The organism is Bacteroidota bacterium (assembly GCA_019637975.1).
Lineage (GTDB): Bacteria > Bacteroidota > Ignavibacteria > UBA10030 > UBA6906 > CAADGV01.
This window is the reverse complement of the sequence record JAHBUR010000003.1, coordinates 159,784-186,153: the sequence shown is the minus strand read 5'-3', so window position 1 is coordinate 186,153 and position 26,370 is coordinate 159,784. Positions and strand designations below refer to the sequence as shown.

23 protein-coding genes are annotated in these 26,370 nt (G+C 51.8%); all 23 read right to left on the bottom strand.

Annotation, left to right across the window (positions count from 1 at the left end; all coding sequences use genetic code 11):
* Positions 1-397 precede the first annotated feature (397 nt).
* The 23 genes from KF749_02725 to KF749_02615 all read right to left on the bottom strand — a co-directional run bounded on the left by KF749_02725 (position 398) and on the right by KF749_02615 (position 26,368).
* Complete coding sequence (locus tag KF749_02725) at positions 398-769, bottom strand: DUF559 domain-containing protein (GenBank protein ID MBX2990062.1); 372 nt, start codon at positions 767-769, stop codon at positions 398-400.
* 369 nt (positions 770-1,138) lie between these two features.
* Positions 1,139-2,911 (bottom strand): glycosyltransferase family 4 protein, encoded by a 1,773-nt coding sequence (locus KF749_02720; protein MBX2990061.1) that lies wholly within the window; start codon positions 2,909-2,911, stop codon positions 1,139-1,141.
* A gap of 86 nt (positions 2,912-2,997) precedes the next feature.
* Positions 2,998-4,200 (bottom strand): glycosyltransferase family 4 protein, encoded by a 1,203-nt coding sequence (locus tag KF749_02715; protein ID MBX2990060.1) that lies wholly within the window; start codon positions 4,198-4,200, stop codon positions 2,998-3,000.
* A complete protein-coding gene (locus KF749_02710; GenBank protein MBX2990059.1) occupies positions 4,193-5,980 on the bottom strand; it encodes a hypothetical protein in 1,788 nt (595 codons plus the stop codon). Before KF749_02710 ends, KF749_02715 begins: the two co-directional genes overlap by 8 nt.
* Before the next feature lie 1,193 nt (positions 5,981-7,173).
* On the bottom strand, positions 7,174-8,292 hold the full coding sequence (locus tag KF749_02705) for a glycosyltransferase (GenBank protein MBX2990058.1): 1,119 nt from the start codon (positions 8,290-8,292) through the stop codon (positions 7,174-7,176).
* A 67-nt stretch (positions 8,293-8,359) separates the two neighbouring features.
* On the bottom strand, positions 8,360-9,418 hold the full coding sequence (locus tag KF749_02700; GenBank protein ID MBX2990057.1) for a glycosyltransferase family 1 protein: 1,059 nt from the start codon (positions 9,416-9,418) through the stop codon (positions 8,360-8,362).
* Positions 9,419-9,500: 82 nt separating this feature from the next.
* Entirely contained in the window at positions 9,501-10,478 is a 978-nt protein-coding gene (locus KF749_02695; protein ID MBX2990056.1) for an SDR family NAD(P)-dependent oxidoreductase, read from the bottom strand.
* A gap of 116 nt (positions 10,479-10,594) precedes the next feature.
* Positions 10,595-11,407: a class I SAM-dependent methyltransferase gene (locus KF749_02690; protein MBX2990055.1), complete on the bottom strand. Its 813-nt coding sequence runs from the start codon at positions 11,405-11,407 to the stop codon at positions 10,595-10,597.
* Positions 11,408-11,463: 56 nt separating this feature from the next.
* Complete coding sequence (locus KF749_02685) at positions 11,464-12,639, bottom strand: glycosyltransferase (protein MBX2990054.1); 1,176 nt, start codon at positions 12,637-12,639, stop codon at positions 11,464-11,466.
* On the bottom strand, positions 12,639-13,403 hold the full coding sequence (locus KF749_02680) for an AglZ/HisF2 family acetamidino modification protein (GenBank protein MBX2990053.1): 765 nt from the start codon (positions 13,401-13,403) through the stop codon (positions 12,639-12,641). The genes KF749_02685 and KF749_02680 overlap by 1 nt, the downstream gene beginning before the upstream one ends.
* A 5-nt stretch (positions 13,404-13,408) precedes the next feature.
* Positions 13,409-14,017 carry an imidazole glycerol phosphate synthase subunit HisH gene (gene hisH, locus KF749_02675; GenBank protein MBX2990052.1) on the bottom strand — a complete coding sequence of 203 codons (609 nt, stop codon included), beginning with the start codon at positions 14,015-14,017 and terminating at the stop codon, positions 13,409-13,411.
* Positions 14,018-14,024: 7 nt separating this feature from the next.
* Entirely contained in the window at positions 14,025-15,224 is a 1,200-nt protein-coding gene (locus KF749_02670) for an N-acetyl sugar amidotransferase (protein MBX2990051.1), read from the bottom strand.
* 36 nt (positions 15,225-15,260) lie between these two features.
* Positions 15,261-15,776: an acyltransferase gene (locus tag KF749_02665; protein MBX2990050.1), complete on the bottom strand. Its 516-nt coding sequence runs from the start codon at positions 15,774-15,776 to the stop codon at positions 15,261-15,263.
* Between the two features lie 24 nt (positions 15,777-15,800).
* Positions 15,801-17,672, bottom strand: a complete 1,872-nt coding sequence (gene asnB, locus KF749_02660; GenBank protein MBX2990049.1) for an asparagine synthase (glutamine-hydrolyzing) — start codon at positions 17,670-17,672, stop codon at positions 15,801-15,803.
* A 60-nt stretch (positions 17,673-17,732) separates the two neighbouring features.
* On the bottom strand, positions 17,733-18,815 hold the full coding sequence (locus KF749_02655; protein ID MBX2990048.1) for a hypothetical protein: 1,083 nt from the start codon (positions 18,813-18,815) through the stop codon (positions 17,733-17,735).
* A gap of 67 nt (positions 18,816-18,882) precedes the next feature.
* Entirely contained in the window at positions 18,883-20,055 is a 1,173-nt protein-coding gene (locus tag KF749_02650) for a DegT/DnrJ/EryC1/StrS family aminotransferase (GenBank protein MBX2990047.1), read from the bottom strand.
* Entirely contained in the window at positions 20,052-21,032 is a 981-nt protein-coding gene (locus KF749_02645) for an NAD-dependent epimerase/dehydratase family protein (GenBank protein ID MBX2990046.1), read from the bottom strand. The genes KF749_02650 and KF749_02645 overlap by 4 nt, the downstream gene beginning before the upstream one ends.
* A gap of 8 nt (positions 21,033-21,040) precedes the next feature.
* Positions 21,041-22,333: an ABC transporter ATP-binding protein gene (locus tag KF749_02640; GenBank protein MBX2990045.1), complete on the bottom strand. Its 1,293-nt coding sequence runs from the start codon at positions 22,331-22,333 to the stop codon at positions 21,041-21,043.
* A 22-nt stretch (positions 22,334-22,355) separates the two neighbouring features.
* Positions 22,356-23,006: an N-acetyltransferase gene (locus KF749_02635; GenBank protein MBX2990044.1), complete on the bottom strand. Its 651-nt coding sequence runs from the start codon at positions 23,004-23,006 to the stop codon at positions 22,356-22,358.
* Positions 23,007-23,022: 16 nt separating this feature from the next.
* Positions 23,023-23,991 (bottom strand): Gfo/Idh/MocA family oxidoreductase, encoded by a 969-nt coding sequence (locus tag KF749_02630; protein ID MBX2990043.1) that lies wholly within the window; start codon positions 23,989-23,991, stop codon positions 23,023-23,025.
* A 14-nt stretch (positions 23,992-24,005) separates the two neighbouring features.
* Positions 24,006-24,854, bottom strand: coding sequence for an ABC transporter permease (locus KF749_02625; GenBank protein MBX2990042.1), 849 nt, complete (start codon positions 24,852-24,854; stop codon positions 24,006-24,008).
* A gap of 95 nt (positions 24,855-24,949) precedes the next feature.
* Entirely contained in the window at positions 24,950-25,960 is a 1,011-nt protein-coding gene (locus KF749_02620; GenBank protein MBX2990041.1) for an NAD-dependent epimerase, read from the bottom strand.
* A 39-nt stretch (positions 25,961-25,999) separates the two neighbouring features.
* A complete protein-coding gene (locus KF749_02615) occupies positions 26,000-26,368 on the bottom strand; it encodes a four helix bundle protein (protein MBX2990040.1) in 369 nt (122 codons plus the stop codon).
* Positions 26,369-26,370: the final 2 nt, after the last annotated feature.

Below are 26,370 nucleotides of genomic sequence, written 5' to 3'. Positions count from 1 at the left end.
TGCGCTTGACCAATATTCCCCTCTGTGCGCGGGCCCGTGTGCCAGAGAGGCCTGTCCGCCTTTGGCGGAGGTATCCGACGAAGCATTCTTTTTGTGTAGTCGGAGTGTCCGACGAAGCACTCTTTTTGTGCAGTCGGAGTGTCCGACAAAGCACTCTTTTTGCGCAGTCGGATGGGGTGTGCAATGCGGCTCTTGATACACACCCCTTCTGCTTCCCCTCTCGCTTTCACACTTGCTCACACACAGAGGGGAATGTGTTATCCGCGGATTTCTGTTTGCTGCGTTCAATCAATTATTCCCCTCTGTGCGGGAGCATCAGCGCTGGAGAGAGGCATGTCCGCCTCTGGCGGAGGTGCCCCGACGGTAGTCGGGATGACGGGGTGTGGTCCCGCGAATTTCACTTCTTTGTGTGTCCATCAATCCATTGTTCAATCATCTTCAACACATCATCCATCCGGAATTTCACATCCAGATCATCAACCCTCAGAAAATGCACACCCAACGATTCCAGCCGTTCTTGCCTCTTCGCATCACGCTCCCCCCGGAACATATGACTTGTTCCGTCGATTTCTATCGCAAGCATCAATTTCTGGCAGAAAAAATCCACTATGTACCGGTCAATCGGTTTTTGACGATGAAAATCATAGCCGCGCATCTGTTTGCGTTTCAACTGATTCCACAGCAGCACTTCAGCGAGAGTGCTTTCATTGCGAAGCGCTCGCGCCTTCTCCGTCAGTTTTGGGTTGTAACGAAGTCGCTGTCGTTTCATCGTGATGCACTTTCAACACACACACCGCCAAACCGCCAAAAGAATCGGCGGTCAAGAAGGGGTACAACACGGGGTGTAACGAATGGCTCTTGATACACACCCCCGCCACACCGCCAAAGGAATCGGCGGTCAAGAAGGTACACCACGGCGGGCAAGCCTTCTGCTTCCCCTCTCGCTTTCACACTTGCTCACCCACAGAGGGGAATGTGTTATCCGAGGATTCTGTTTGCTGCGTTCAATCAATTATTCCCCTCTGTGCGGAAGCATCAGCGCTGGGGAGAGGCCTGTCCGCCTCTGGCGGAGGTGCCCCGACGCAGTCGGGACATGGTGTGGTCCCGCGAATTTCACTGAGCGCCGTGATGGTGTCATTCACTGCGCCTCGTTTGTACTTGGTTGGCGGGACAGCCCGGGAATAACATACTCCTCTGTCTGGCCTGAGGCGGCCGGGTTGCTGAATTGAGCGACTCCGGCAAGTCGCTCTACTTGGCGGTACATCTCTTCAAACGCTGCTATCTGATTCTCAATCCGGAAAAATCGTCGAACACGCTCACGCCCTGCCTCCCCCATCCGTTGCCGCAACCCCGCATCGCGGGCGAGGATTTCGATCTTTTCTGCAAGCGCATCCGGGTTACGTCTAACAACAACAAACCCCGTTACCCCGTCCACAACGTTTTCCGGTAACCCACCCGCGTCCGAACACACCACAGGCAACTTCATCGCTTGTGCTTCCATCACTGCGTTACAGAACCCTTCAGACACTGCGGCGTGAAGCAACAGGTCAGCCCAATTCATTTTGTCGCGCACGATATCAGGTGACAGGGCACCGTCGAAATGCACAACTTGCTCAAGTCCCATTTCGTAGCGGGCAAAAGTCAGGGCTTCTAAATATGCCCCGCTGCCGACTATGTGGTACTCTACAGAAACGCCCCTGTCAACCAATTGCCGGACGGCACGCAGCGCATACTCGTATCCCTTCTTCCACTCAAGACGTCCGACACTCAGAATCCGGACAGGTCGTTCGGTGGTACCTGCAACACCCTGATGACTTCGATCACCCGGATTGAACATCTCGGGATCAATTGCCGGAGGAATCAGAACGTGGCGTTTTGCCGGCGGGCACCCTCGCTCCTGCGCCCGCCGCCACAGGTCGTTTCCGAGCAGATGAATGACATCCGCCTTATCCCACACGTCGTGATAATATTTAGCACCATCGCCCGTAACCCGATTCTCCAGAATCGGCCCTACAGCCGTAACCCGATTCTCCTGAATCGGCCCAGCAGCCGTAACCCGATTCTCCAGAATCGGTCCGGCAGTCGTAGCACGATTCTCCAGAATCGGCCCAGCAGCCGTGGCACGATTCTCCAGAATCGGCCCAGCAGCCGTACCCCGATTCTCCAGAATCGGTCCGGCAGCCGTACCCCGATTCTCCTGAATCGGTCCGGCAACCGTAACCCGATTCTCCTGCATCGACCCTACAGCCGTAGCCCGATTCTCCTGAATCGGCCCTACAGCCGTAACCCGATTCTCCAGAATCGGCCCGGCAGCCGTAACCCGATTCTCCTGAATCGGTCCTGTCAAACCTGTGGAAGCGAAACTGGAGTTTCGCCCTGCGGCAAGTCCTGTAAAATTCAAATCGTACCCCCTGAAGCTCACCACAATCCGGCACTGCAGCAACTCCTTGAGATGCATGCGCCCGACAGCCAACGCGCCGAACTCGAAGTGCACGACATCGGGGTTCAGACAAATAATCGGACGATCCGTGTAGAGTTTCTTAAGAACGCCGATGCCCGACTGCTTCCATCCGAGACGGAGATAACGGATTGTTCCGGCAGGATTCTTTGCGAGACAGTGGATCATCGCGAAGGGAATCAACATACCGGCAAGCCAGTGAGGTGTGTGAGGCCATCCTGTATGTACACGGGACCTACGTGATTCTGACCGCTGAGATGCAGAGGGTTTTCCCTCCACGTTCTCCGCGTCTCCGCGGTGAACTCCCTCCACAAAGTGTAACCATTCCGCGACATCCGACTCATTGCATACAACATGAACATCCCACCCTTTCCTCAGCAAACCGGCAAACTTCCTGAAAATAAACGTCTCCGACAGCTTCGGAAAACTCTGTACAACCAGCACAATGCTCATTCAGGACACACCGGAAAAAGCCTTTCTTGCTAAGAGAGGTGTGTGAGGCGAGGTCTGCATACGCAGCATCAACATGTCTCCCCTCATCACGCTGCCGCCCTCTCTGTGCCGACGCGTGATCGGGCATGCTCAAGAAGACTCAACCACTTCCCAATCTGATCACGAATCGAAAACGCCTGCTCAATCCGTGCACGGGCATTCCCGCCCATCCTCTTCCGCAAGCCCTCATCGTCTGCAAGCTTGACCAACGCATCTGCCATTGCCTCCGGGTCCCGTACCGGCACAACGAACCCTTCAACTCCGTCGTCAACCGCTTCACGCATGCCGCCGCATTCCGTTGTCACGACGGGCAGCCCGCATGACATCCCCTCCAGTGCTGCGTTGGAGATTCCTTCGCTCAGGCTTGAAAGAAGAAATACATCGGCGTTCCTGAGATGTTCACGAACCGATTCACTGTTCTGACTCCCCAACAGCCGGACATCAGCATGCAGTCCAAGATCGTGAATTGTGTACACTACTCTTTGTCGTTCGGGTCCGTCGCCGATGACATCGAAGCGGATCGCAACCCCTGCCTTCTTTGCCGATTGAACAGCCTGCAACGCATACTCGAATCCTTTCCTCCAAATCAATGACCCGGTTGTTACGACTCGCAGAGAATCCATCGTCCGACGGCCCTCTCTGTCAGGAGAAAAAAAGTCAGCATCCACCGCGGGCCTGATAACATGAGCTTTGCGTGCATCAAGGCCGTACTTCATCGCTTCATGCATGATGGCCTCGGACACACAATGTATGGCAGCAGCTTTCCTGAAAGTCTCTTCAAGACCCTGACGTATCGAGGCCCGCTCCGGGTTGTGGGGAGCTATGTTGATCTGCGCTCCGCGACAACTCACGACAGTTGCATGTCCGAGATCGAACAACGGAAGATACTCCACCGCTGCCGAGTTCCACGGGAAGTAGATGACGTCCCACTTTCCACCTGCGAATGGAAGGAAGAATCGTGACGCAGCGATTCCGGTTGTTGAAGAAGACAACTTGCCGAAATCACGACGCGATAAAAGCAATGCGCGGACAGCCCCGGACAGTGTCTCTGCCGCAGCTACCGGCGGCGGAGCCTCGGACGATGGAAGCTTCAGCCACGTAAGTCCAGGTGGCAAGTCGCGTCCCGGCTTCTTGCTGCTCGCAATCGTGATCTCAATGCCGTGTTGCAGCAACCCGTGAATAAGCCTTTCAAGAAATGTCTCGGGCGGCCACGCAATCCCGACAATAAGCAATTTCAATCGCTTATCCATACGTCTCAAGAAATGACGAGACTGTGAGCAGCATCGAAACTGCGTACCCTTTCCCCGCATCCGGCGATGCGTGAAACTCAGTCAGCAATCTGCGCAAGGAGTCGGGTGGATAGTATTCGTGAATGCGAAGTCCCGGACGAAGCAGCCAGTACGCTAGTCCTTCCTTCCCCTGCTCGCCGCTGAATTGAATTTCCCAGTTCCTTGCAATCACCGGTCGACGCGTGATCATCCTGGCCGCTTTACGGACGGCTCTCTTGGGCAGGAGGAGTGAATTGAAATATTGATAGCGGAAGAGATCCGCATCATACGCCTGCCAGGTAATCCGGGCAAGATCGGGGGCGAAACGTTTGATATAGTCGATCTGGAGCCGTCGATCTCTGACGAAATCCGTCGGGACCGTGCAGAAGAAATCCGCAAGCCGCGTATCATAAAACGGCAACCGCGGGAATGCGGCAGCCTGAAACATGCGCAAGCTCGCAATCGTCCAGCGGAACGACCAGGTGTCGGTCTTGACCGCCTTGAGACGGAAATCGGGATCAGCAATTCCTTCGTACTGGATGAGTTCTTTCAGTAGAATGTCGCGAAGATTCGAATCGGCTTCCGCCCGGCCGGACCGAAGCATATTTCCGATCAGCCAATCGCTTCCCCGCTTCTTCATCGTTCCGTATGTCATGTCAGCCAAAGTACCGGTATCATGCCCGATCGGATTGTCAACGCCCATGCTGTCCATCCACACATCTCCCCAATGCGCGGCAATCAGGTAATCGGCGTTTGCTGCTATCCGATCGGCGACGAACGCCTGTCTGCATTGCGTGAGATCCTGAAATCCCTCCACTGATGCGAGAACATGATCGAGGCGGTCAAAGAGATACGGTGTGATGGTGAAACTCTCAAACGGAAGCGACCGGGCCTCTGCAATGTCCTTCGCGATCGAGATTTCGGGAGAGTCGGCGGCATAGCCGTAGGAGTAGCTCCAGATATTCTCCGGACTGGAGTGCAAAGGAACAACAGTGGATCGGGAATCGAGTCCGCCGGAAACGGGAAGGGCAATGCGTCCGTGTGACGTCATGTCATCCATGACGGTTCCGAACAGATGCGCAAACTCGGCCACCGTGTCGTCGGCGCTGCGTTGCTGATCCGGGACGTAATGCCATTGCCGGTATCTGCGCGAGTGCAGCAACCGGCCGTTTTCGTCAAAGACATACTGCGAGGCAGGCTGGAGAATGCGGATGTCTTCGAAGTATGTCCTGTCGGCCGGGAAGAATCCGAATCTGAAAAATCCTGCAAGAGCGGTTCTGTCGATTCTGCGCCTTGACGCGACAGCCGCAACAGTCGGGAAGAACGTGCCGATTGCGGCCTGATGTCCGTTTTCGGCGTAGTATGCGTGAAGCGTCCCGAACCTGTCCGTCCACACATGCCATTCGAGCGTTACAGTGTTGTAGCCGAACAGAAGGAAATGGCCGTTCAGTCCGCACTCTTGCGGATCACGGACAAACTGCAGAACTGCATTCCCCGCATCTGTTGTCCCGAAAATTTCGCCGAGAAGGCTCAGTCGCCACTCGTCTTTTTCAACAGTGAGCAACGGGTAGCCCTTCCACCCGCTACCTTGGGATTGAACGAGAAGTTCGCATGTTTCTGAAACCTTCTCCGCATGCCAGTCGGTTCTTCCCGCACGTCCTCGAGGGGCATTCTCTCTCAAGCGAAAGCCGATCAAAAGGTCGGCGATCATCGAGGTTGCCCCCGACGGTTGCTGCATCCTTCGAGTGAAGGGAAGATTCAATATTAGTTCACCGCTATTGATCACATGAGGATGTAATGAAGTGTATCCCGCCCCTTCAGGGCTTTCGGCAGTATGTCGTGTGTCCGATTCCGGGGGCTTCGCCCCCGGCTGTAGTATCTGTCCCCTTCAGGGACATATTGTAAATCCGGATGGCGCAGTGAAGACTATCCCCTTGTCCATGGAGATCTGACGCTGAAGGCGTCAAATACTACAGGTCGGGGCAAAGCCCCGACACTCATCAACCAATGGAAGCCCAGAGCCCCAAAGGGGCGACATACAATCATTGATAATCCGACTAACAACTTGCGACCCCATTCATGATTTCGTGTCTGCACGCTCGCCTTGATTCTATTTGCCATGCTCAACCAACATTCACTTCGCGCCTTCGCGTCTTCGTGATGTTCTTTGACTTGGATACACACCCCTCCGTCTCCCCTCTCTCTTTCACACTTGCTCACCCGCAGAGGGGAATGTGTTATACGCGGATTCTGTTTCACACGTTTGAACAATATTCCCCTCTGTGTGTGGGCTATCGCGTCGGGGAGAGGGGTGGCATCCCGACGGTAGTCGGGATGACGGGGTGTGGTCCCGCGAATTTCACTGAGCGCCGCGACGGTATCGGTCCACTCAAATAACACACCTCCGCCTACGCTTCGCTTCGGCGGACGAGCCTCCGTCTCCCCTCTCTCCTCCACACAACCAGCCCACAGAGGAGAGTGTCTAATCTGCGGATTCTGTTTGCTGCGTTCAACCAATATTCCACTCTGTGTGCGGGCCCTGTGTGCCAGTGAGAGGCCTGTCCGCCCGCTCCTACCAACGATGTGTTCGGTTTTCTTTCACCAGTCGGTGTAATGACGCTGAAGGCGTCAAATATTATAGGTCGGGGCAAAGCCCCGACACTCATCATCCAATGCGAGCCGAAGCCTGAAGGGGCGACATACAACAACTGCTGCCCTACCAACAATCTGCAACCGCTTCGTGTCTTCGCGTCTTCGCGGTGTTCTTTCACCAGTCGGGGAATGACGCTGAAGGCGTCAAATATTATAGGTCGGGGCAAAGCCCCGACACTCAACATCCAATGCGAGCCCAAAGCCCTGAAGGGGCGACATACAACAACTGCTGCGTCTACCAACAATCTGCAACTACTTCGTGTCTTCGCGCCTTCGCGGTGTTCTTTCCCCCGGTCACACCCGTCATCCGAGGAGTTCACTGTACATCTGTTCATGGGCCGCTACTTCATGCTCGATGGTGTAGTGCTTGAGTACTCGTTCTCTCGCCGCTTCTCCCAACCGCATGCGCAGAGACGGGTTTTCAATCAATGTTGTCAACGCGTGCGACAACGCCGCCGGGTTTTCGGGAGGAACAAGAAGCCCGCTTCTGCCATTCTCTATCAAATCCCGCGAGCCCGGTATATCCGTAGCAATGCAGGCCCGCCCGCAGGACATGGCTTCCAACAACGCAACCGGACATCCTTCCATCCTCCATTTGGCCCATGTTGGAAGAACAAAAATGTCAGTCTCAGACAGCAGAGCGGGAACGTCTGCAACTGCACCAAGGAAGTGGACATGGCCTTCTAGACCATACTTTTTAACCTGAGCATGCAACGACTGGACATACTCCGCATCAAGAGGCATTCCGGCAAGAAGCAAATGCGCATCCGGCATTTGATTGAGAGCTTCTATGAGTGTAGAGTGCCCCTTGACCGGCAAAAGATGGGCAACGGATGTCACAACTATTTGCCTGCTACCGATGCCGAGATGCGCTCTCAGCGCAAGTCGATTGTCGGTAGGAGCATACTCAGCTGAAGGAATTCCGTGATGGATTAGCCTGACCTTGCGTGCAAACCATGGCCGTTCAAACATGACGCGTAACATGTCTGAATTGTCTGCAACTATGCGAGTCGCCAGCAGAGAACGGATTTTCCATGCCCTTGATCCCCAGCCCATTGCCTTTTTTGTATACACCCAGGCTTTAGCTCCTGCAAGTCTGGCAATAATCGGCTCTGTATACTCCCCCGCGTAGTGAAATGAATGCCATAAATCAAATCTGTATGGACTAAAAGCTCTCGCGGCTCTTCGTGAACGCTCGAAAAGACTCCAGTACGGCTTCACATCCACAGTAAAGGGAAGTTCAAAAAAGGGAATCCCTAAACGCTCAACTTCAGCATCAAGTTTCCCACCTCTTCGCAATACACAGATGGATGGCAGAAATTTACTGCGGTCAAGTCTTTCGAGGATATTGAGCATTACTCGGCCCGAACCAGCTGTAATGAAGTTGGGAATTGTGAAGAGTATTTTTGCAGGACTTGCCATAGCGTACACTCAGTGAAGATGAGACTACTCTTGACGTTTCAGAGAGAACCTCGCCTCATCTATATGGCTAGCTTCTTGCCTCAAGAGAATTGCTAATCGTCCTTAGAATTGTGTTTCGTGGCTTGATGTTGGCTTCATAGAATGACCGGGCATTTCCACCTAACTCTTCTGTTTGCCGGGGATTGTCCAGCAACGATTGACATACAGCTGCGCAATCATCAGGAGTTTGAAAGTACTGTACATCCCTACCATCCACCAATGACACAGGAAGCTCATACGCCATCGGTTCGGAAACAATACATTTTCCCATCTTCAGGTATTCGCACAACTTCCATGGCGGAGATTGCGCAAATCCATTCGTAGAAACAACAACTGTTGCCCGCTGTACGAGGTTCAGGTAGTGTTCCTGAGATGTGGGAAGATCCGTTATGCAGTCGCGATATCCATCCGGTACGGAACCTTCGAAGAACATACCACCTTGGAAACTGTTGCCGAGATGTTGTCTCAAACTTCGAATTATTTCTGCGCGATACTCATTGAGCGGAGTTGACCAACGGTTGTTCCAATCATAGTACTTCACTTGAAAGAACACATAACGATCGGGCAGGCTGGGTTTGCGGTCGGTAAATGACTTGGAATTGATTTGGGCCATGGGACGATGGCCATGAAATCGTATGGTGGATAGGCGACCTCGTAGCCGCAGTGGGTCGTTGAGTACAGACTCAAGCTTGCCCAAGAGTGACAGTATCCTCAATTGTCCGTCGGACAGTACATTGCCATCAAGTTTGGATGAATGGGACATCCCGAAGGGCAGGACTTTAACCCCGAACTCGCGCGCTATCAATCCTGCAGTATTTTTGTCATAGCTTCTTTTAAAAACAATGTCGGCCTGTGTCAATGCGTGACGAGAAAACCAATTCGGCCAATCCTGGAGATCGATGGCAATCTTTGTCACTACTCCAGATTCAAGATCTTTGATGCGACAGATTGGCGACCAAGGATACGGACGATTCAAGCGCATCAGGATGCCGCCATCCACTACTACCCGATCACGATATTGCAGTCCACGAATCCTTGGCTTAATCCTCACTATCCCTTCTCTCTGTAAATCCGAGAGCCCTTTCATGACATATGAACTATGCCGGAAATCAGGGGTTGCATACAGTGTTACTTCGTATTTGTATCCACCGCCACTCATATGAGGTCCATTAGGCAAGCTGCAATTTCTTTTGCTCAGTAGCCCATCTGACGGTTTCAGACATCCCTTTCTCAAGGTGAACCTGCGGTGCCCATTCCATCATTCTGCGTGCCTTGGATATGTCTGCCACAGATTTTCGGATATCTCCAGGCTGGGGGGGATGAAATTGGACAGGATACTCCGCCCGATTCGTACCGAATGTACTCAGAACAAAATCACACAGGCGATTCACTGAAACATCCTCACCGGAACCCAGGTTGATAACCTGCCCATAGGTTGTGGGGTTGTCAATCGCCGATATCCACGCACGCGTGATATCGTCAATATGCACAAAGTCTCTTGATTGCCTGCCATCCGAATGTATGTTGATGGGCTCTTTGCGCAGTACATTCCCGATGAAAATAGCAAAAACCCCTTGATAGCTGTTGCTAAGGCTCTGTCCTGGACCGTACACATTGAACATACGAAAACACGTTGCTCGTAAAGGATGGCTACCGTTGTTGTTCCGTGCGGCCGCCAGAACGTATCGCTCACCGGCGTACTTGGAGATTGCATAAAACGACAACGGATCGGGTGGACATTCTTCCGGAGTAGGAACAACCGACGGATTACCGTATATGGTCATCGAACTCGCATATATGAGCCTACCGACGCCATGCCTTTGCGCATATGAGGTTACGAGGACAGTTCCCCGAGTATTGACATCCAAATCCTGTGTTGGATTGTCGAACGATTTCCTGATTGACGCTTGCCCGGCAATATGAAAGACGACGTCAATCGAATGAGAGAATGCCTCGTGAAGGTCAGCTTCATTCCTTACATCGCCATGAATGTAAGTTGCCTCTAGGGGAACATGTTCGCGATTTCCCGTAGATTCATTGTCGAGAACAACAACGCGATATCCTTGCTTGATCAGAGCTTTCGCGACATTGCTCCCGATGAATCCGGCACCCCCGGTTACGAGTATACTTCTGTTTCGCATTGACATTGTGTGAGTCTTCTTTCTAGTTTCGTCACCGTGCCCACTCGGACCATGGCCGACATTCTTCGCCCTCGCGAAAACAGTCCCAAGACATAACCTTTCACAGCGTCGTACCTCACTTCCTATTGACTCCTCTTACAAATGAACATAATCATGTGTGCCCAACGCCAGCGGGCCCAGAGTGGCGCACGCGTACACAAGTGAGCAAGCGCGCTCTGAATTCGCCAATGAAAGAAACTCCGTTCATGGAGCTTTCGCCCAAGAGTAAAATCACGCGTCAGGCCGGAGTATACTGAATACGGAAAAACGTCAAGCACACTCAGGCCCGACTCAGCCAACTGCAATTCAAAGTCATTCCGTGAGAAATAGTATTGGTAGAACCTTCGTCCGTCGGGAAGTGTCTCTTGATCAACCGTGGGAGTCTTCGTCATCCACGATGCCCGTTGTCCGTTGAGGTAAGGCACTGAGATAAACGCGACGCCTCGAGGATGAAGAATTCGTCGCACTTCCTTCAATCCAGAAACAGGACCATCTACATTGTGTTCGAAAATGCCGATGGAAATATAGCCACCGTAGTTTTCATCGGGCACATCGACATTGTACACATCACCTACTCGAACGTTCAACTCCGGAGCCGAACCCTTGATTCGGGCGATTGTGTCCGAGGCATAATCCAGGCCTTCAGCGGCATAGCCTCTTGCAGCCAGTGCCATCACAAAATGCCCTGTACCGCATCCGGCCTCAAGCACGGGAAGATCGCGTGGGAGGTAGCGTGTGAACAAACCATCGAATTCGTCAAGCCTACCGTTTCGGTATGCCTCAAGAAAACTACTGATATCTCGCCGACTCCATCTTTCTTCCCAAAACTGCTCGTGACCATTGAGGCTTTGGAACTGGGCAAGACGACCCCCGAGATTATAGAAAGCTGTTGCCATTGAATCAATGCATGAATAGAAGACACGAAATCAGCTGCACGGTCGGGATCAATGCGCTATTCATTCAAGGCCTCAACAACTGTATTGACCGGCTCTTCTACCGCATATTTTAAGAACCACTCTCGTCCCCCGTCCCCTATCTCGGCAAATCTTCTACTGTCATTCACGAGATTCCAGAGAATGCGTGTGATTTCGTCAGAGGAAGTAGCTTTGATCATCGGATACATTTGTGGATACCTGCCCTCATAGAGTTCATCATTCCTGTGGTGAACAACCGGTTTTCCCATTGTCAGAAATTCGTATATGACGCTGTACGAAAACCAACTCATACCTAATTCTCCAATGCCAATATCACAATGGCTGATTCCAATCATGAGTTCCTTGCGGGGTAAGAGCGGAAACCATCTCACATGATCTTCAATCCCAAGATCCTGAATCAGCTTCTTACTCTCGTCAACATCCGGGCCATACTCGGTAGTCACAAGACATGCCCTCTTGTGCTCTTTGACAAAATCGGCAAACCCGGAAAGTACTTTCTCATTCCCCTTATAACTGTATGAGTTACCATGTGTCTTCCAGGAGTGTCTGCAATGATGAAAAACCACGACCTCGAACTCCTCACGAATCCTCTTGAACTCAGGATACCATTTGCTGCCGGAGTAGTTTTGTGAAATGTTTCCTGGATCATATTCGGGGGCGTAAATAAAGGGAGAGTTGGATACAATTCTTTTCCCTCTTGGCTTCAGCTTTGTCAAGTTGCTTTCGAACTCATCGTTCGATTTGTCCATGACGATCACACGAGAATTCCTGATACCCTCCCTTTGATGGTATTTCAGGAAAGCGTACTTGTGAAATTTAGATTTGGGAGTCTGCAAAAGCTTCACGAACGGGATGAAATACAAGTCCGAGCCATAGGGGATAAATACATCCAGACATCCTCCTGCTTTATTCAGATATGCCGGGACTGCACCGCTTCCGATGACCCGATCATACTTGGCAACAAACTGTCTTATGTCCGATTTCTTGCTTGAATAGAAAATGGAGGGCAGATTGCTCCACGAAATCCGGGAAGTATAGTCCCTATAATCATCAGCATAGCTGTCGTTGCTTGGATGAAACTGATCGAATTCATTAGCCATGAGATACAAATGGGCATCAAAGCCACGCGCCCTCAGATATCTGGCCAACGAGAACATGGTGTTCGCAGCGTTTCCGACAAGAGCAAGCTTCATCAGTAACCCAATCTCAGTTCGAGACTCTTTCTATCCGGAAAATTCACCAGTACCCCCATCCCCTTCTTTTGATAAACAACCATACTCCCCAAAGCCACCGCTGAGGCACTTCCCGCTCTCACGACTTCGCCGATATGCTCGATTGAGCCAGCACCGCCATTGGCAATCACCGGTACGGTTACGGCCGAAGCCACCCGTTTTGTAAGCTCGACATCGTATCCGGACCAGGTGCCGTCACGATCCATTGAAGTAAGCAACAGTTCGCCTGCGCCAAGGGCAGCGAGTTGTTGTGCCCACTCCAATGGCTCATGCGGTGTCTTCTCCTGCCCGTCGTTCACAAACACCTGATACTTTCCAAAGAGGGTTTTCTTGAAATCAATGGAGCCGATGACAGCCTGCGCGCCAAAATGCTCGGAGAGTTTTGTCACGAATGAAGGATCACGATAGGCATGGGTATTCACGACAACCTTCTCGAATCCAAGTGAAAAGATCTTCTTTGCAGCATTGAAGTCATGAATCCCGCCTCCGTAGGCAAGCGGCATAAAACACTCGTCGCAGATCTGGCGCAGCACATCAAGATTGGGTTCACGCCTTTCCTTCGTCGCCCGGATATCCAGAAAGCAAAGTTCATCAACTTCCAACTCATTGAAGATGCGAACCGTATTGACCGGGTCGCCGATGTACCCGTATTCACCGAACTTAATGGTCTTGACGAGACTTTCACCCACAAGCTGCAGGCACGGAATGACACGGGTCCTAACCACAACAATCAGAGAGAAGCAAAGTTCTCAAGTAGCCGGAGTCCGAATTTGTGACTCTTCTCGGGGTGAAATTGTGCTCCAAAAATATTGTCATGCTGGATAACCGAATCGAAGTGTATTCCATGATGGGTTTGCATAACAACATCGGAGCGATCTGCTGCCTTCACGTAGTAGGAATGCACAAAGTAGAAGCGGGGGTCATCCGGCAGCCCGGTTGTTAAAGGTGAGGGCCTGATTTCGCTGACGCGGTTCCATCCCATGTGCGGGACCTTCAATCCGGAATCCAGAGAAAATGAAAATCTATGCACGGAACCCGGAATGAATCCCAATCCCGCAAGACTCCCCTCCTCACTCGACTCCAGCAGAAGTTGCATACCCAGGCAGACCCCGAGAATTGGGACACCATCTTTCGCCTTCCGGATCAGTACGTCCCGAAAGCCGCCGTCGTTTATGCGTTTCATCGCGGCGTCGAAGGCCCCGACCCCGGGGAGCAACACCTTCCGGGCAACACTCAACGACGCCGGATCACTGGTGACTTCGGTTTCGACTTTGAGTTTTTTGAACATGTTCACAAGCGAACCGAGATTACCCATGCCGTAATCCACAAGTGTGATCACTGCCGGGTCAGATCTCCGATTTAGAGGTGTACTTGATGTAAAAACTCATAGGGACGAGATTGACTTTGGCCAACAGAAAGAAGAGTGGACGAAGGCGCTCGAAGGTACGCTTATAGGTTGGATAGTCCCGATATGATTTTGCAGGCAAAGCCATGGTGGATGCAAATTCTTCATCCGAGAGGCCGAGCCGCTTTTTGAAATACTCCAACAAGTCAGGCTCCATGTGAGGCGGCTCTGCAAATTCCATCAATGCTTCATCTCGAGAGAGAAGGCCTGCCCGCACAGATGCAGAAAGACTGTTGTTGCGGTTGTCGATTCCAAACTTCATCGGGTTGTAGTAGCTATGATGAAAGGCTGTGATGCGATTTTCAAGATGGTGGCCACCATAGTACTGCCAACCAAATTCTCTCTCCAGGAAAGCCCGTGCTTCTGTCTTTGAATAGCCTATGTACCAAAGGGGACGAATCTTCTTAATACGCTTCAACAGAATCCATTTCATGAACGTCCAGAAAGGCATGTTTGGATAAGTCCTCATCGGCATTGTTCCGTACAATTTGTGCACTGATCGGATATATTTGCCGTCCATATAGAGTGTTCCCAGAGGAGATATCCCTTCTGCAATATACGAGTGCCCTTCAAGAATATACGCTACACCGTACGTATCTGCAGCACGATACAAGGTCTCTGCAAGTGCGATATCGGTTGCGCAGTCAAGGTCTGGGACACTGGCTTTGAAGAAGGACTTGATGATGTCGTCTGCCTCCTTGTTGTCCACAACGTGGGTGTAGAGGTCTACTCCGAGCTTCCCTAGAACCTTCTTGATGTTCTCGGTGGCGATCGCCGTGTTCCAAGTATTGTCATAATGAACCGCCAAGGGCCTCAACCCCCATTCGACAGCCTTGGCTATCATGAAGGAAGAGTCCGTTCCTCCGCTAACTCCGACAACACAATCATATTTCTTGTTGCGTCCATCTTGCCGCATCCGGTCAATCAAAACCTGGAGTCTCTTCTCTCCTTCAGGTGTTCCAGTTGCATACTCAATCCGCAACTGATCAATGGTATGACAATAATTACAGACGCCCTCTGCGTCAAATCGAATTCCTCCGACGGTTTCGTCATAGATACACCGCGTGCAAATGCGTCGCCTGCGTAGGTGAGCCGGTGTTTGACGCGAAGAGACTTCCTCTACATCGACGGCAGTTTGCATGTCTTCAGCTTTAATTAGTGTGCCAGCCATGTTGTTCTAGATGGGGCGTGCCGGATTGCCTGCAACTTTGGAACCGGCCGGAAGCGACCGATTAACAAAACTGTTTGCACCAATCAAACATCCGTCGGCAACAACGACCCCTTTCGAGATAATAGTGTTCGGGCCGACGTAGCAGCGTGATCCGATTGATGTTGGCTGATGCTCGTATTTTTCGGTACCACCGGACAAAGCCCAAAGCACGGAATCGTGTGTATAGACTTGAACCCCTGCGCTGATGCTGCAATTGTCACCAATTGTCAATCCACCAGTTCCATCAAGTATCGTGAAAGGACCAATCCATGTATTGAGACCTACCTTGACATTGCCATAAACATAGCTGTTATGGTATATGCTCGATCCTTCTCCAAAACCAAGAATTCGTGCGCGCTCCCAACGATCAAACAAGAGCTCTTCAAAAGGGAGATCGCGATTCCATTTTCTTGAGTTGTCACTTCGCAATTGCTCGTACAATGAGCGAAGTCCTTTAAGCAGCTCATTCATTTCGAGTTTCATGCTTTCACCTTTCAGAGGTTACAGTCACTTGATAAATTGCCGAAGCCACCATTCGAATGAAAGGAGAGACCAGATCAGAAGCCTGCGGTTCGTTTTTCCATCAAAATGCTCGCGCATGAAGGCTTGCGCTTTCGCAGGTTGTATATAGTCGTATATCCTTGCTTTTCTATCGAACAGCAGCGTGCGAATGTACTCAATACTCTCACCGCGGAACCAACTTGCATCCGGCGCTGAAAATCCCTGCTTTGCCCCGTTTGTGAATTGCTCCGGCATGAAAGGCGACAACGCTTTTCGCAAGATCTGCTTCCCCTCCGTTGTTTGCTCCATCGACTTGGCGACTTGAGGATCATTCTCATTGATGCGCCTTTGCAAATGGAGACTCATCAATTTGTAGCGCGCTGGCACCCGCATGGCAAAATCAACAAGATCATTATCCATAAAGGGGACACGCGACTCAAGGCTGTGCGCCATGCTGAGTTTGTCCTCCACGACAAACAGGCCGTGGAGAAACGTGCGCATTTCAAAATACAGAGACTGATTGACGTATTCGCTCGCCTCATTGCTTTTCGGAGCCTTGCCATTGATGATGGTGCGGAACACGTCCTTGGTTTGATAATCCCAAATCTGCGGGTAGATCGACGGCTGATAGAAATCCGGCTTCTCACTGTCCGACACGAGACGCTGCCAATAGCGATAGTACTTGTCGATGTAGTGATTGGGGTCGTCGTTCGATACGGCGCTGAAATAGCGCCATGGGTATCCTGCAAACAACTCGTCACCGCCCGCCCCTGAAAGCACAACCTTCACGAACTTGCTTGCGAGCCTTGCAATGTAATAGTTGGGATAGGATTGGCCGAGACGCAGATCTTCAAGATGCCACACAAGATCAGGCATCACCCGCTCCATGTCGCCCGCCTTGAGAACAACTTCATAATGCTCGGTCTTGTATGCGTTGGAAAGAAACTCGGCTTTTGTCCGTTCGTCAAATCCGAGCTCAAGGCCCGAAGCCGAGGAGAGGTCGAACCCACCTGTAAATGTTTTGAGGTTTCTGAAGCTCCTCGCAGCGATAGCGGTCACCGACCCTGAGTCCATGCCGCCGCTCAGATACGAACCGACCTCCACATCGCTGATGAGTTGCCTGTTGACCGCCTGCTCGAACAAGCGGGAGAGTTCCAGCGCGCATTCATCCTCGGTCAGCGTCAGTTCATCGCGGAAATGATAATCCCAGTACCTTTCCGTGCGGAGAGAGTTCAGGTCTCCGAGCCGGAGCGTCAGAGTATGCGCCGCCGGAAGCAGCCGTACGCCCTCAAAAAGCGTGAGATCGGAAAAGACATTCTGAAATGAGAAGTACTCATTCAACGCTTGAATCGAAACCGAGACGGAGAAATCGGGATGCGTGAGAAGCGCTTTGATCTCGGATCCGAAGAGAAAGACACCGTTCTTGTAGTAGTAGTAGAGGGGCTTGATGCCGTACCGGTCGCGTGCAATAAACAGTTGCTGTTGTTTCTTGTCCCAAATGGCAAACGCAAACATGCCGTTGAACTTGCCGACGCAGGCTTTGCCCCACTCCTGATACGACTTCAGCACAACCTCTGTGTCTGTCCTTGAGTGGAACGCATAGCCTTTTGCCTCGAGCTCAAGTCGGATATTCTGGAAATTGTACACCTCGCCGTTGTAGGCTATGACGAGCGACCCGTCGTTGTTCTGCATCGGCTGATGCCCCAACGGCGATAAATCAATAATGGCCAGGCGGCGATGCCCGAAACCCACAAAGGATTCGGTCCAAAAACCCTCTCCGTCAGGCCCGCGATGCTTTATTGCATCCGTCATCTTCTTCAGGGTGTTGATGGAGACCGGTTTCCCATCAACGTTTAAAATGCCGGCTATGCCGCACATTAGATCGTCATTTCCTCGTCATTGAGTAGAATCGCTGTCCCCGCCGCAAGATCAACCTTCTCATTCTATAACTTCGCGAAAAAAATCGGACACTCCATGAAGAGGAAATTCATGTCCACCATCATGGTACAGAAATCGAATATTCTCCAACTGATTGAACTTCTTCTCCGTAAGTTTCTTCTCGTATTCAAGTGCGTACAAACCGGATTCCTCTGCGCCGTATGTGAGCATAAACTGCGTTGGCATTTTGCTGATCTGGCTAAAGAGCTCGTCCTCGGAATAGTGCTTGTAAAGTCCCGGTATCAGTATTTGGCTGAGACCGGCATGCGTCAGACGGTAATTGACTATGGAGAACCCTGAGGACACTATTGCTGCAGTCGGATGTGCCTGAAGGCTAATAAGTAGCGCGGCCAAGCCACCTTGCGAAAGGCCGACAACAACAACCTTTTCATATCTTGCCTTTAAATATTTTGTCAGAGCCATTGCATTCACCAGATAATAGGAGGAATACGAACCTCCCTCGCTTATGAGGTAATTCACAATGAACTGGTAATTCAACTTCCTCGTGCCATCATGTATTGCAAGAAAGCCTTCGTTGGGTTTAACGGCCACATAGGTATCACAGAATTCCACGAGAGAGTCAAGGACATGACCGTGATAATTTCCTTGTGTTCTTTGCATAAGGGCAGTGGATTGGTTAATGCCGGTTCCCGGAATTACAATTGCTGCGGTTGTGAGGTCCCTTCGGCGCGCCGGCTCAAAATATGCATACGAAATCCGCTCTTCATTGCTTAGTCGATATGGCACTCCTACGACTTTGTTGTTACCAACTATCAGCGTCTCAAAACTTTCGTTCGAGAGAGATATTCCTGCATAAGCGTCCCAGAAGAGTTCAACCGGAATCACCAGCTTCTTGAGTTCGTTGTGCGCCGCCGAGATACTACTGACTGGTGGAAGCAGGAGTGTATCCGCCCCTATCGGATCGGTGAAGGCCAACGAGAGAAGGTCGTTGTTAGAGGCAACAGAGTTGCTGTGCGCGGATTCCCCAACGAGCATGTTGCGGAGGGATCGCAACTGAGCGTAAGGTGGATACTGGTATACTCCCACAAGCATCCCAAGTGTGAAGGAAACTCCTGCAAGCACACTTAGAAGTATACCGCGACGTAGCTTCGAGGAAGCAGTTCGCTGAGCCCTTCGGAAAAGGTTTGTCTTACCGAGCACCCGGGTAGTCCGAAACAACTGAACGGATCAGGTCAAATTCACTGTTGCTCATATTGGCAAACAACGGAAATGCGATGGAGCACTGATCTGCGATCCACGCGTTTGGGAAATCGTCCGGCATAAGGCTGTATTTTTGGGAGTAGTGCGCAAGCATGTGAACTCCATGCGTCCCGGGGCGTGTGGAAACTCCGTGCTCTTGAAGATACTCCATGAAACTGTTGCGCAGCCGGTTTATCTCGCTCACGTTGTCAGTTGTCACAGGCTCAGGTTGAAAGAGGCAGACATACGCCTGATAGCCGTGCACAAACGCTTCAGCCGCAAAGGGCTTTCTCAACCAGGGAATACCGGCAAGGAGTACATCGTAACGGGCCGCTATTTCGGTACGCAGCCGGTGAATATCCTGTGCTCTGTCCATCTGCGATGAGCCAATCGATGCCTGGATATCGGTCAGCCGGTAGTTGAAACCGAGGTATGGGAAATCCGGAAGCAGATACGGCTTGCTGCCCAAGTGGCGTTGATGGTCGGATGTTGTTGCGCCATGGTCGCGCATGGCACGCAGCTTTCCGGCCAGAGTTGCATCGTTCGTCGTGATCATTCCCCCCTCACCCGTGGTAATAGCTTTACGCGGATGAAAGCTGAAACACCCTGTTGTACCAAAATTCCCCACATGAACCCCTTTGTATCGGGACGCGAAACCGCACGCCGCATCTTCCACAATCAGCAGATTATGTCGGCGGGCAATGTCGGGAATCTCGTCCATGTCGGCAGCAAGTCCGAAGAGATGCACCGGCATAATCGCTTTTGTACGCGACGTGATTTTCGTTTCAATCTGCCTTGGCTCAATGTTGAACGTGGCAAGATTGATATCGCAGAACACCGGCTTTGCCCCAAGCGATTCGACGGCGTTCGCCGAGGCAACCCAGGTAAATGCCGGTACGATTACTTCATCACCCTGCCCGATACCGAGTGCTGCGAGAGAGAGATGCAACGCGGTAGTACAGTTTGATGTAGCGATAGAGTGTTTTGCTCCGGTGAACTGCGACCATTTCTCTTCGAACTCCTTGACGAGCGGCCCTTGAACAACCCAACCGGATTTCAGCGGTTTGAGTATGGCCTCAAGGTCAGCATCCGAAAAGACCGTCTTTGCTATCGGGATGTTCATGCCTGGAAATCGGCAATGAGTTGTTTGCGGGTATTGCGCCATTCGATCAGTTTCATCAATCCCTCGCGCAACTCAATCGTGGATCGAAAACCGAGGTCCTGTTCCGCCTTGGCCGTGCTCCCGATTCTGTTGGTCACAAACGTTTTCCCTGCAGGCTCATAGTGAATCTGAAGATCTGAACCCGTCAGTTCAAGGAGCAATTCACACACTTCTTTGATTGACGTTTTGATGCCGCTTCCGATGTTGTAGAAACGATCACTCACGTCGGACTTCAGGGCACACACGTTTGCGCGACCAACGTCGCTGACGTAGATGAAATCATAACTCTGTGATCCATCCCCGAACACAATCGGCGGCAATCCCTGATCGATCCGGTCAAGAATCTTCATAATAACCGCGATATAGGTTCCCTTGTAGTCCTGCCGGGCCCCGTACACATTCATGTACCGGAGTCCGACATAGGATAGTCCGTATCTGTCGTTGAACGCCCTGCACATCGCTTCGCCGGCGATCTTTGTTGCTCCGTAAAAAGTCCGGTTATTGAACGGATGCTCCTCGGTCATAGGAATTTCGACAGCGTCACCGTACACTGATGCGGACGATGAATAGACCAGACGCCGGACAGCATGGTCGCGGCATGCTTCCAGCACATTGAATGTCCCGCGAATATTCACATCAAACGCTGCGCGTGGGTATTCATAGCATTGAAGCAGCCACAATGCCGCCAGATGGATCACGCCATCGCAACCCTTCATCGCCGACGAGAGAATATCAGTTTGCAGTATGTCACCCCCGATGTCAAAAATCCGTGCCCGTGGATCTTCCAAAGCGTCGGCGAGATTTTCCCGCGTGCCGCGGCAGAAATTGTCGTAGATAATAACCTCACCTACATCTTCTCGAAGCAATTCTTCAACGACATGAGACCCGATGAGTCCTGCGCCACCGATAACAAGTATTTTCTTTCCGCGTATATCCATGATACTCCTTACTTCGTTATATGCTCCGGCAAATGCCACGTTGCCTCCATCGCAATGAATCCGTGCGATGAGGACCAACGGTAGTGCCTGTCTTTTTCAAGGGAAACCTTCAAGACCGTGAAATCGCACACACGCTCAATCCAGTCAATTGTTTTGCCGTTCAAATGCCCCAGCCCGAGTTGAATGGAGTAGTTGCCCGGAAGCAGCGAGGCCGGAATCTCCACGCCGATGCAGTGGTGGCCTTCCGTCAACGTCAAAGTACTGCCATCGATGTCAAGAGTCTCGGAGTAAACGACCATCATTCCATCTGCGGTGGTTATTCCCACACTGATATTGGCATCAGGAACCTGTTGTTTCACTTCGAATTCCATTCCGACTGTTATATGCTGCCGGAAATAGAACTGCTTGGTCGGGATGCCATCCGATGTGGTCAGTTCTACTTTCCGAAAACGGGCCTCACCGGTGCCGAATTGACGAGTGAATGAGTCATCAATGACGCCTGTTTCATGAATTGTGGAGCCATCCGTGAGGTACTTATCGACTGCCTCCTTGACATCCCCTTCGAACCCGATTTGACCGCTCTTGAGAAGAAGGGCCTTCGAGCAGAGGGATTTCACGGCAGACATATTGTGACTGACGAATACCACCGTTCTGCCTGCACTTGCAACATCACTCATCTTGCCGAGACATTTTTTTTGGAACTGCATATCACCAACCGCCAGAACTTCGTCCACAAGAAGAATATCAGTTTCGAGATGGGCGGCTACCGCGAACGCGAGCCGAAGGTACATCCCGCTGGAATAGTGCTTCACGGGCGTATCGATAAATTTTTCAACTTCTGCAAAGCTGACCATCTCGTCGAATCGGCGAGCGATGTCCACTTTGCTCATACCAAGAATAGCGCCGTTGAGTAGGATGTTCTCTCTGCCGGTCAACTCGGGATGGAATCCTGTTCCTACCTCAAGTAACGATCCAACCCTGCCGCGAATCTCGGCATATCCCGACGTTGGGTCAGTTATTCTAGAAAGAATCTTCAGCAGTGTGCTTTTGCCGGCTCCGTTTCTTCCGATGACACCAATCACCTCGCCGCTCTGTACTTCAAACGTTACGTCCTTGAGAGCCCAGAACGTGTTGTGTGCAGGCTTCGTGTATCCGTTGCGACCGAACATGGATTTGGCAAATCTGAGGGGCGCACCGGGTATTCGGGCGATGGAGTCCCGCAGCGTCCTGTATCCCGCTTTCTGCACGCCGATGCGATACAGCTTTCCCAGGTTGGAGGCTATGATTGCTTTAGAACTCATTTCGCATCAGGCTTCGAAACGATCAACTGCGATCCTTCTTGTAGAAGTCGTATGGCTTGACCCCAACCCTTAATCCATCCGGCAAGGGCTGGTCTTCGGGCAGATCCACACAATGAACTACCCCGTTCACAAGTTTGTAGTTCAGCCCGCTCTCACTGCACGTTGCATTTCCGCTATCGTCAAAATTGAGTCTGTGACCGTGCCGCGACATCCAGCCGCGCTGCTTCCCCGGTACGCCAATAATGAGGGCATAGTCGGGCACATCCTTTGCCACCAAACTGCCCGCTGCAACAAACGCATAACAGCCGATGGTGACACCGCAGACGATCGTCGCGTTGGCTCCTATTGTGCAACCCCGCCGTAGAAGTGTTTTCTCATAAAGCGCGTGCCTGTTCACCTGCGATCGGGGGTTCGTCACATTGGTCAACACACATGAGGGGCCGAGAAACACATCATCTTCAATGATCGTCCCCGTGTAGATTGAGACGTTGTTTTGCACTTTCACGTTCGAGCCGATGACAACATCGTTGCCAACATTGCAATTCTGTCCAAAGACACAGTGTTGGCCGATCCGGGCTCCTTTCTGAATGTGCGTGAAGTGCCAGATTTTCGTGCCTTCTCCTATCTCGCACGGTTCATCCACATATGCGGATTCATGTTTGAAGTATGACATCGACATGGTATTCGGTTCAGTGTGGCGTGGAAGTGATGAGAAGCGGATGCAGCTCACCGGCTGAAGGCGTTACAGGCGCCGTCCTGATGCGGTAGGCAAGCTCAACCGATGGCCTTGCATCGTCGATGCTAAAACCGGAACCGGCAAGCGTTTGTTCATATACCCTTGTGTGCAAGTCCGTAAACCCCTCCGTAAACTCGATCTCCTCGCCATCCACTTGAATCGAACGATATGTTGTGGGTTGGCCGGGCTGCGGTTTGAACGGCAGATCATTCTGCTCCATAGAAAGGAACCAACGCACGTCTGCGTTCTCCAACTCCAGAAAACCGCCCATCTTCGTGACATCTCTTACATTGACGCCGAAGGCTTCTACTTTCCCAAACAACCAGATAAGCAGATCAAAAAAGTGAATACCGATGTTTGTGGCTACCCCCCCGGACTTCTCAGGATTTCCTTTCCAGGACGTTTGGTACCACAGACCTCTTGAGGTGACGTAGGTTAGCTGAACAATGTGCCGACGGCCGTTATTCTTCTTTTGAAGTCGCTCACGCAGTGCAATAAGTGACGGGTGTACCCGCAACTGCAGCACAGTGTAAATCCGGTTACCATACTCCTGCTCAAGTTCCGTCAGTGCGTCAAGATTCCATGGATTGATTACCAAAGGCTTTTCACAAATGGCATCTGCTCCAACGCGCAATGCCAACCTGCAATGAGCGTCATGCAAAAAATTCGGCGAGCAAATGCTGAGATAATGCACACGCTTCTCATCGGGTCCCCGCCGAAGCTTTTCCAAATGCCGATCGAACCTCTCGAATTCCGTGAAAAACCGGATGTCGAATCCAAACTGATCGAGAATACCAACAGCATCGTGCGGATCCACTGCGGCGAGAAGACGATTGCCGGTGTCCCGGATTGCTCTAAGGTGCCGGGGCGCGATGTACCCCGCTACTCCGGTGACTGCAAAATTTTTAGGAGCGTTGACCATAATCGTCTTTTGTGTCAGACTAAATCTGCAAAATTCTTTTCCATCCTCTTGAAGTAAAATGCACCGCTCACGAGAAGAACCAATGCCGCAAGCGAAGAAGCGATGATCATCGGTCCGGGTTGCGTATCCGTGCCGAGCAGCGCCCAACGAAATCCCTCGACAACACCAACCATCGGGTTCAGCGCATAGACAGGCCGCCAGAATTCGGGCAGCAGATTGCTCGGGTAGGCAATCGGCGTCGCAAACATCCAGAACTGTGTCAGGAATGGAATCACATAGCGAACATCCCTGTACTCGACATTGAGTGCCGAAAGCCAGAGTCCGACGCCGAGCGACGTCACCCCTGCAAGCAGTAACAGCGCCGGCAGCCACACGACGTTCATCGTCGGGAAAATGCTGAAGTACACCATCAACACTAACAGCATCACAAAGGACAAGGCAAAATCGACAACGCCCGAAAGAATGCTGGAAATAGGAACAACGAGCCGCGGGAAATACACTTTCTTGATAAGATTGGCGCTGCCGACAAGACTGTTTGACGATTGGCTGAGTCCGTACGCGAAGAATGTCCAGGGAACTAATGCCGCAAAGCTGAAGATCGGGTACGGAAGTCCGTCAGAAGGAATTTGGGCAAGCTTTCCGAAGAAGAGACTGAACACCACCATTGTCATGAACGGCTGCAACACTGCCCACGCCGCTCCGAGTGCTGTTTGCTTGTAGCGCACTTTGATATCGCGCCACGTGAGGAAGTACAGAAGCTCTCGGTACTCCCACAACTCTTTGAGCTTCAGCGAAACCCATCCACGCGAAGGCTCAATGCGGATGACGGGAATTACCGGTGATATTGTTGTTTCTGTTTGCATTGTTTTTTTAGCTATCAGCTATCGGCAATCAGCTCTCAGCGCTCACTACTTATCCTCAACCTCAACCTTGTCATTCAACCATCAACCATCAACCATCAGCCGCCATAAAACTCCCTGTACCACTCCACAAACCTCTTCACTCCCTCCTCAATCGGCGTCGAAGGCGCAAAGCCGACATCGTGCGCGAGATCATCCACATCGGCAAATGTTGCGGGCACGTCGCCGGGCTGCATAGGAAGAAACCGCTTCTCCGCCGTCCGCCCGGTTGCCTTCTCGATCAGTTCTATGAAGTGCATCAGGTGAACCGGATTGTGATTGCCGATGTTGTAGAGACGGTACGGCGCTTTACTGGTTGCGGGATTCGGTGCTGCGCCGTTCCATGCCTGGTCCGCGGACGGGATTCTCGTTGCGACACGCGCTACCCCCTCGACGATATCGTCGATGTAGGTAAAGTCACGTTGCAGGTCACCGTTGTTGTACACGTCGATCGGTCTCCCCTCGAGAATCGCCTTCGTGAACAGGAACATCGCCATGTCCGGTCTCCCCCACGGGCCGTACACAGAGAAGAAACGAAGTCCTGTACACGGAAGGCCATACAAGTGCGCGTACGAATGCGCCATCAACTCGTTCGCCTTCTTGCTTGCCGCGTACAACGACACCGGATGATCGACATTGTCCGACACGGCAAACGGCATGTGGGTGTTGGCACCGTACACCGAGCTGCTGGATGCGAAGACGAGATGCTTCACCTTTGCGTGCCTGCATCCTTCAAGGACATTGAGGAACCCGACAATGTTCGAATCAATGTACGCATGCGGATTGGTGAGCGAGTAGCGCACGCCCGCCTGCGCCGCAAGATTGACAACAACATCGAATGTGTGTTCAGCGAACAGCCGTTCCATCCCGCTCCGGTCTGCAAGATCGAGCTTCACAAACTCGAACCCCTTGTGGCATCGCAAACGGTCGAGCCGCGCCTCCTTCAGACTGACATCGTAGTACGCATTCATGTTGTCCAGTCCGACGACACGCACCCCCTGCGAAAGGAGTCTTTCCGCAAGATGATAGCCGATGAATCCGGCGGAACCGGTGACTAGGTAGGAGGACAAGGAAGAGGTTTAGGTTTAGGTTTAGGTTTAGGTTTAGGTTTAGGTTGAGGCTGAGAAATTGAGTGATTGAATGATCTTGTTGATATCATGAATCAACTGCGACAACCGAACATCGAGAGTGGCAACCGACGTTTCGGGGATATACCCGACTCTCCTGCAATACTCAAGGTGGCTTTGTGTTTCCGTTGCCGACCCACGTGCTATATAGTAGAAGTTCATTTTATCTTTTGAGTGGTGCCGCCCAAAGCCTTCAGCAATATTGCCGGAAATGCTCAAAGCAGATCGACGGATTTGGCTCGTAACGCCGTAATCTTCCTTCTTCGGGAGACCATCAGTAAGGCGAAAGACCTCAGCAGCAATCTCCATCGCCTCCCGCCAAACAGGCATGTCACGAAACGATTCATACATCT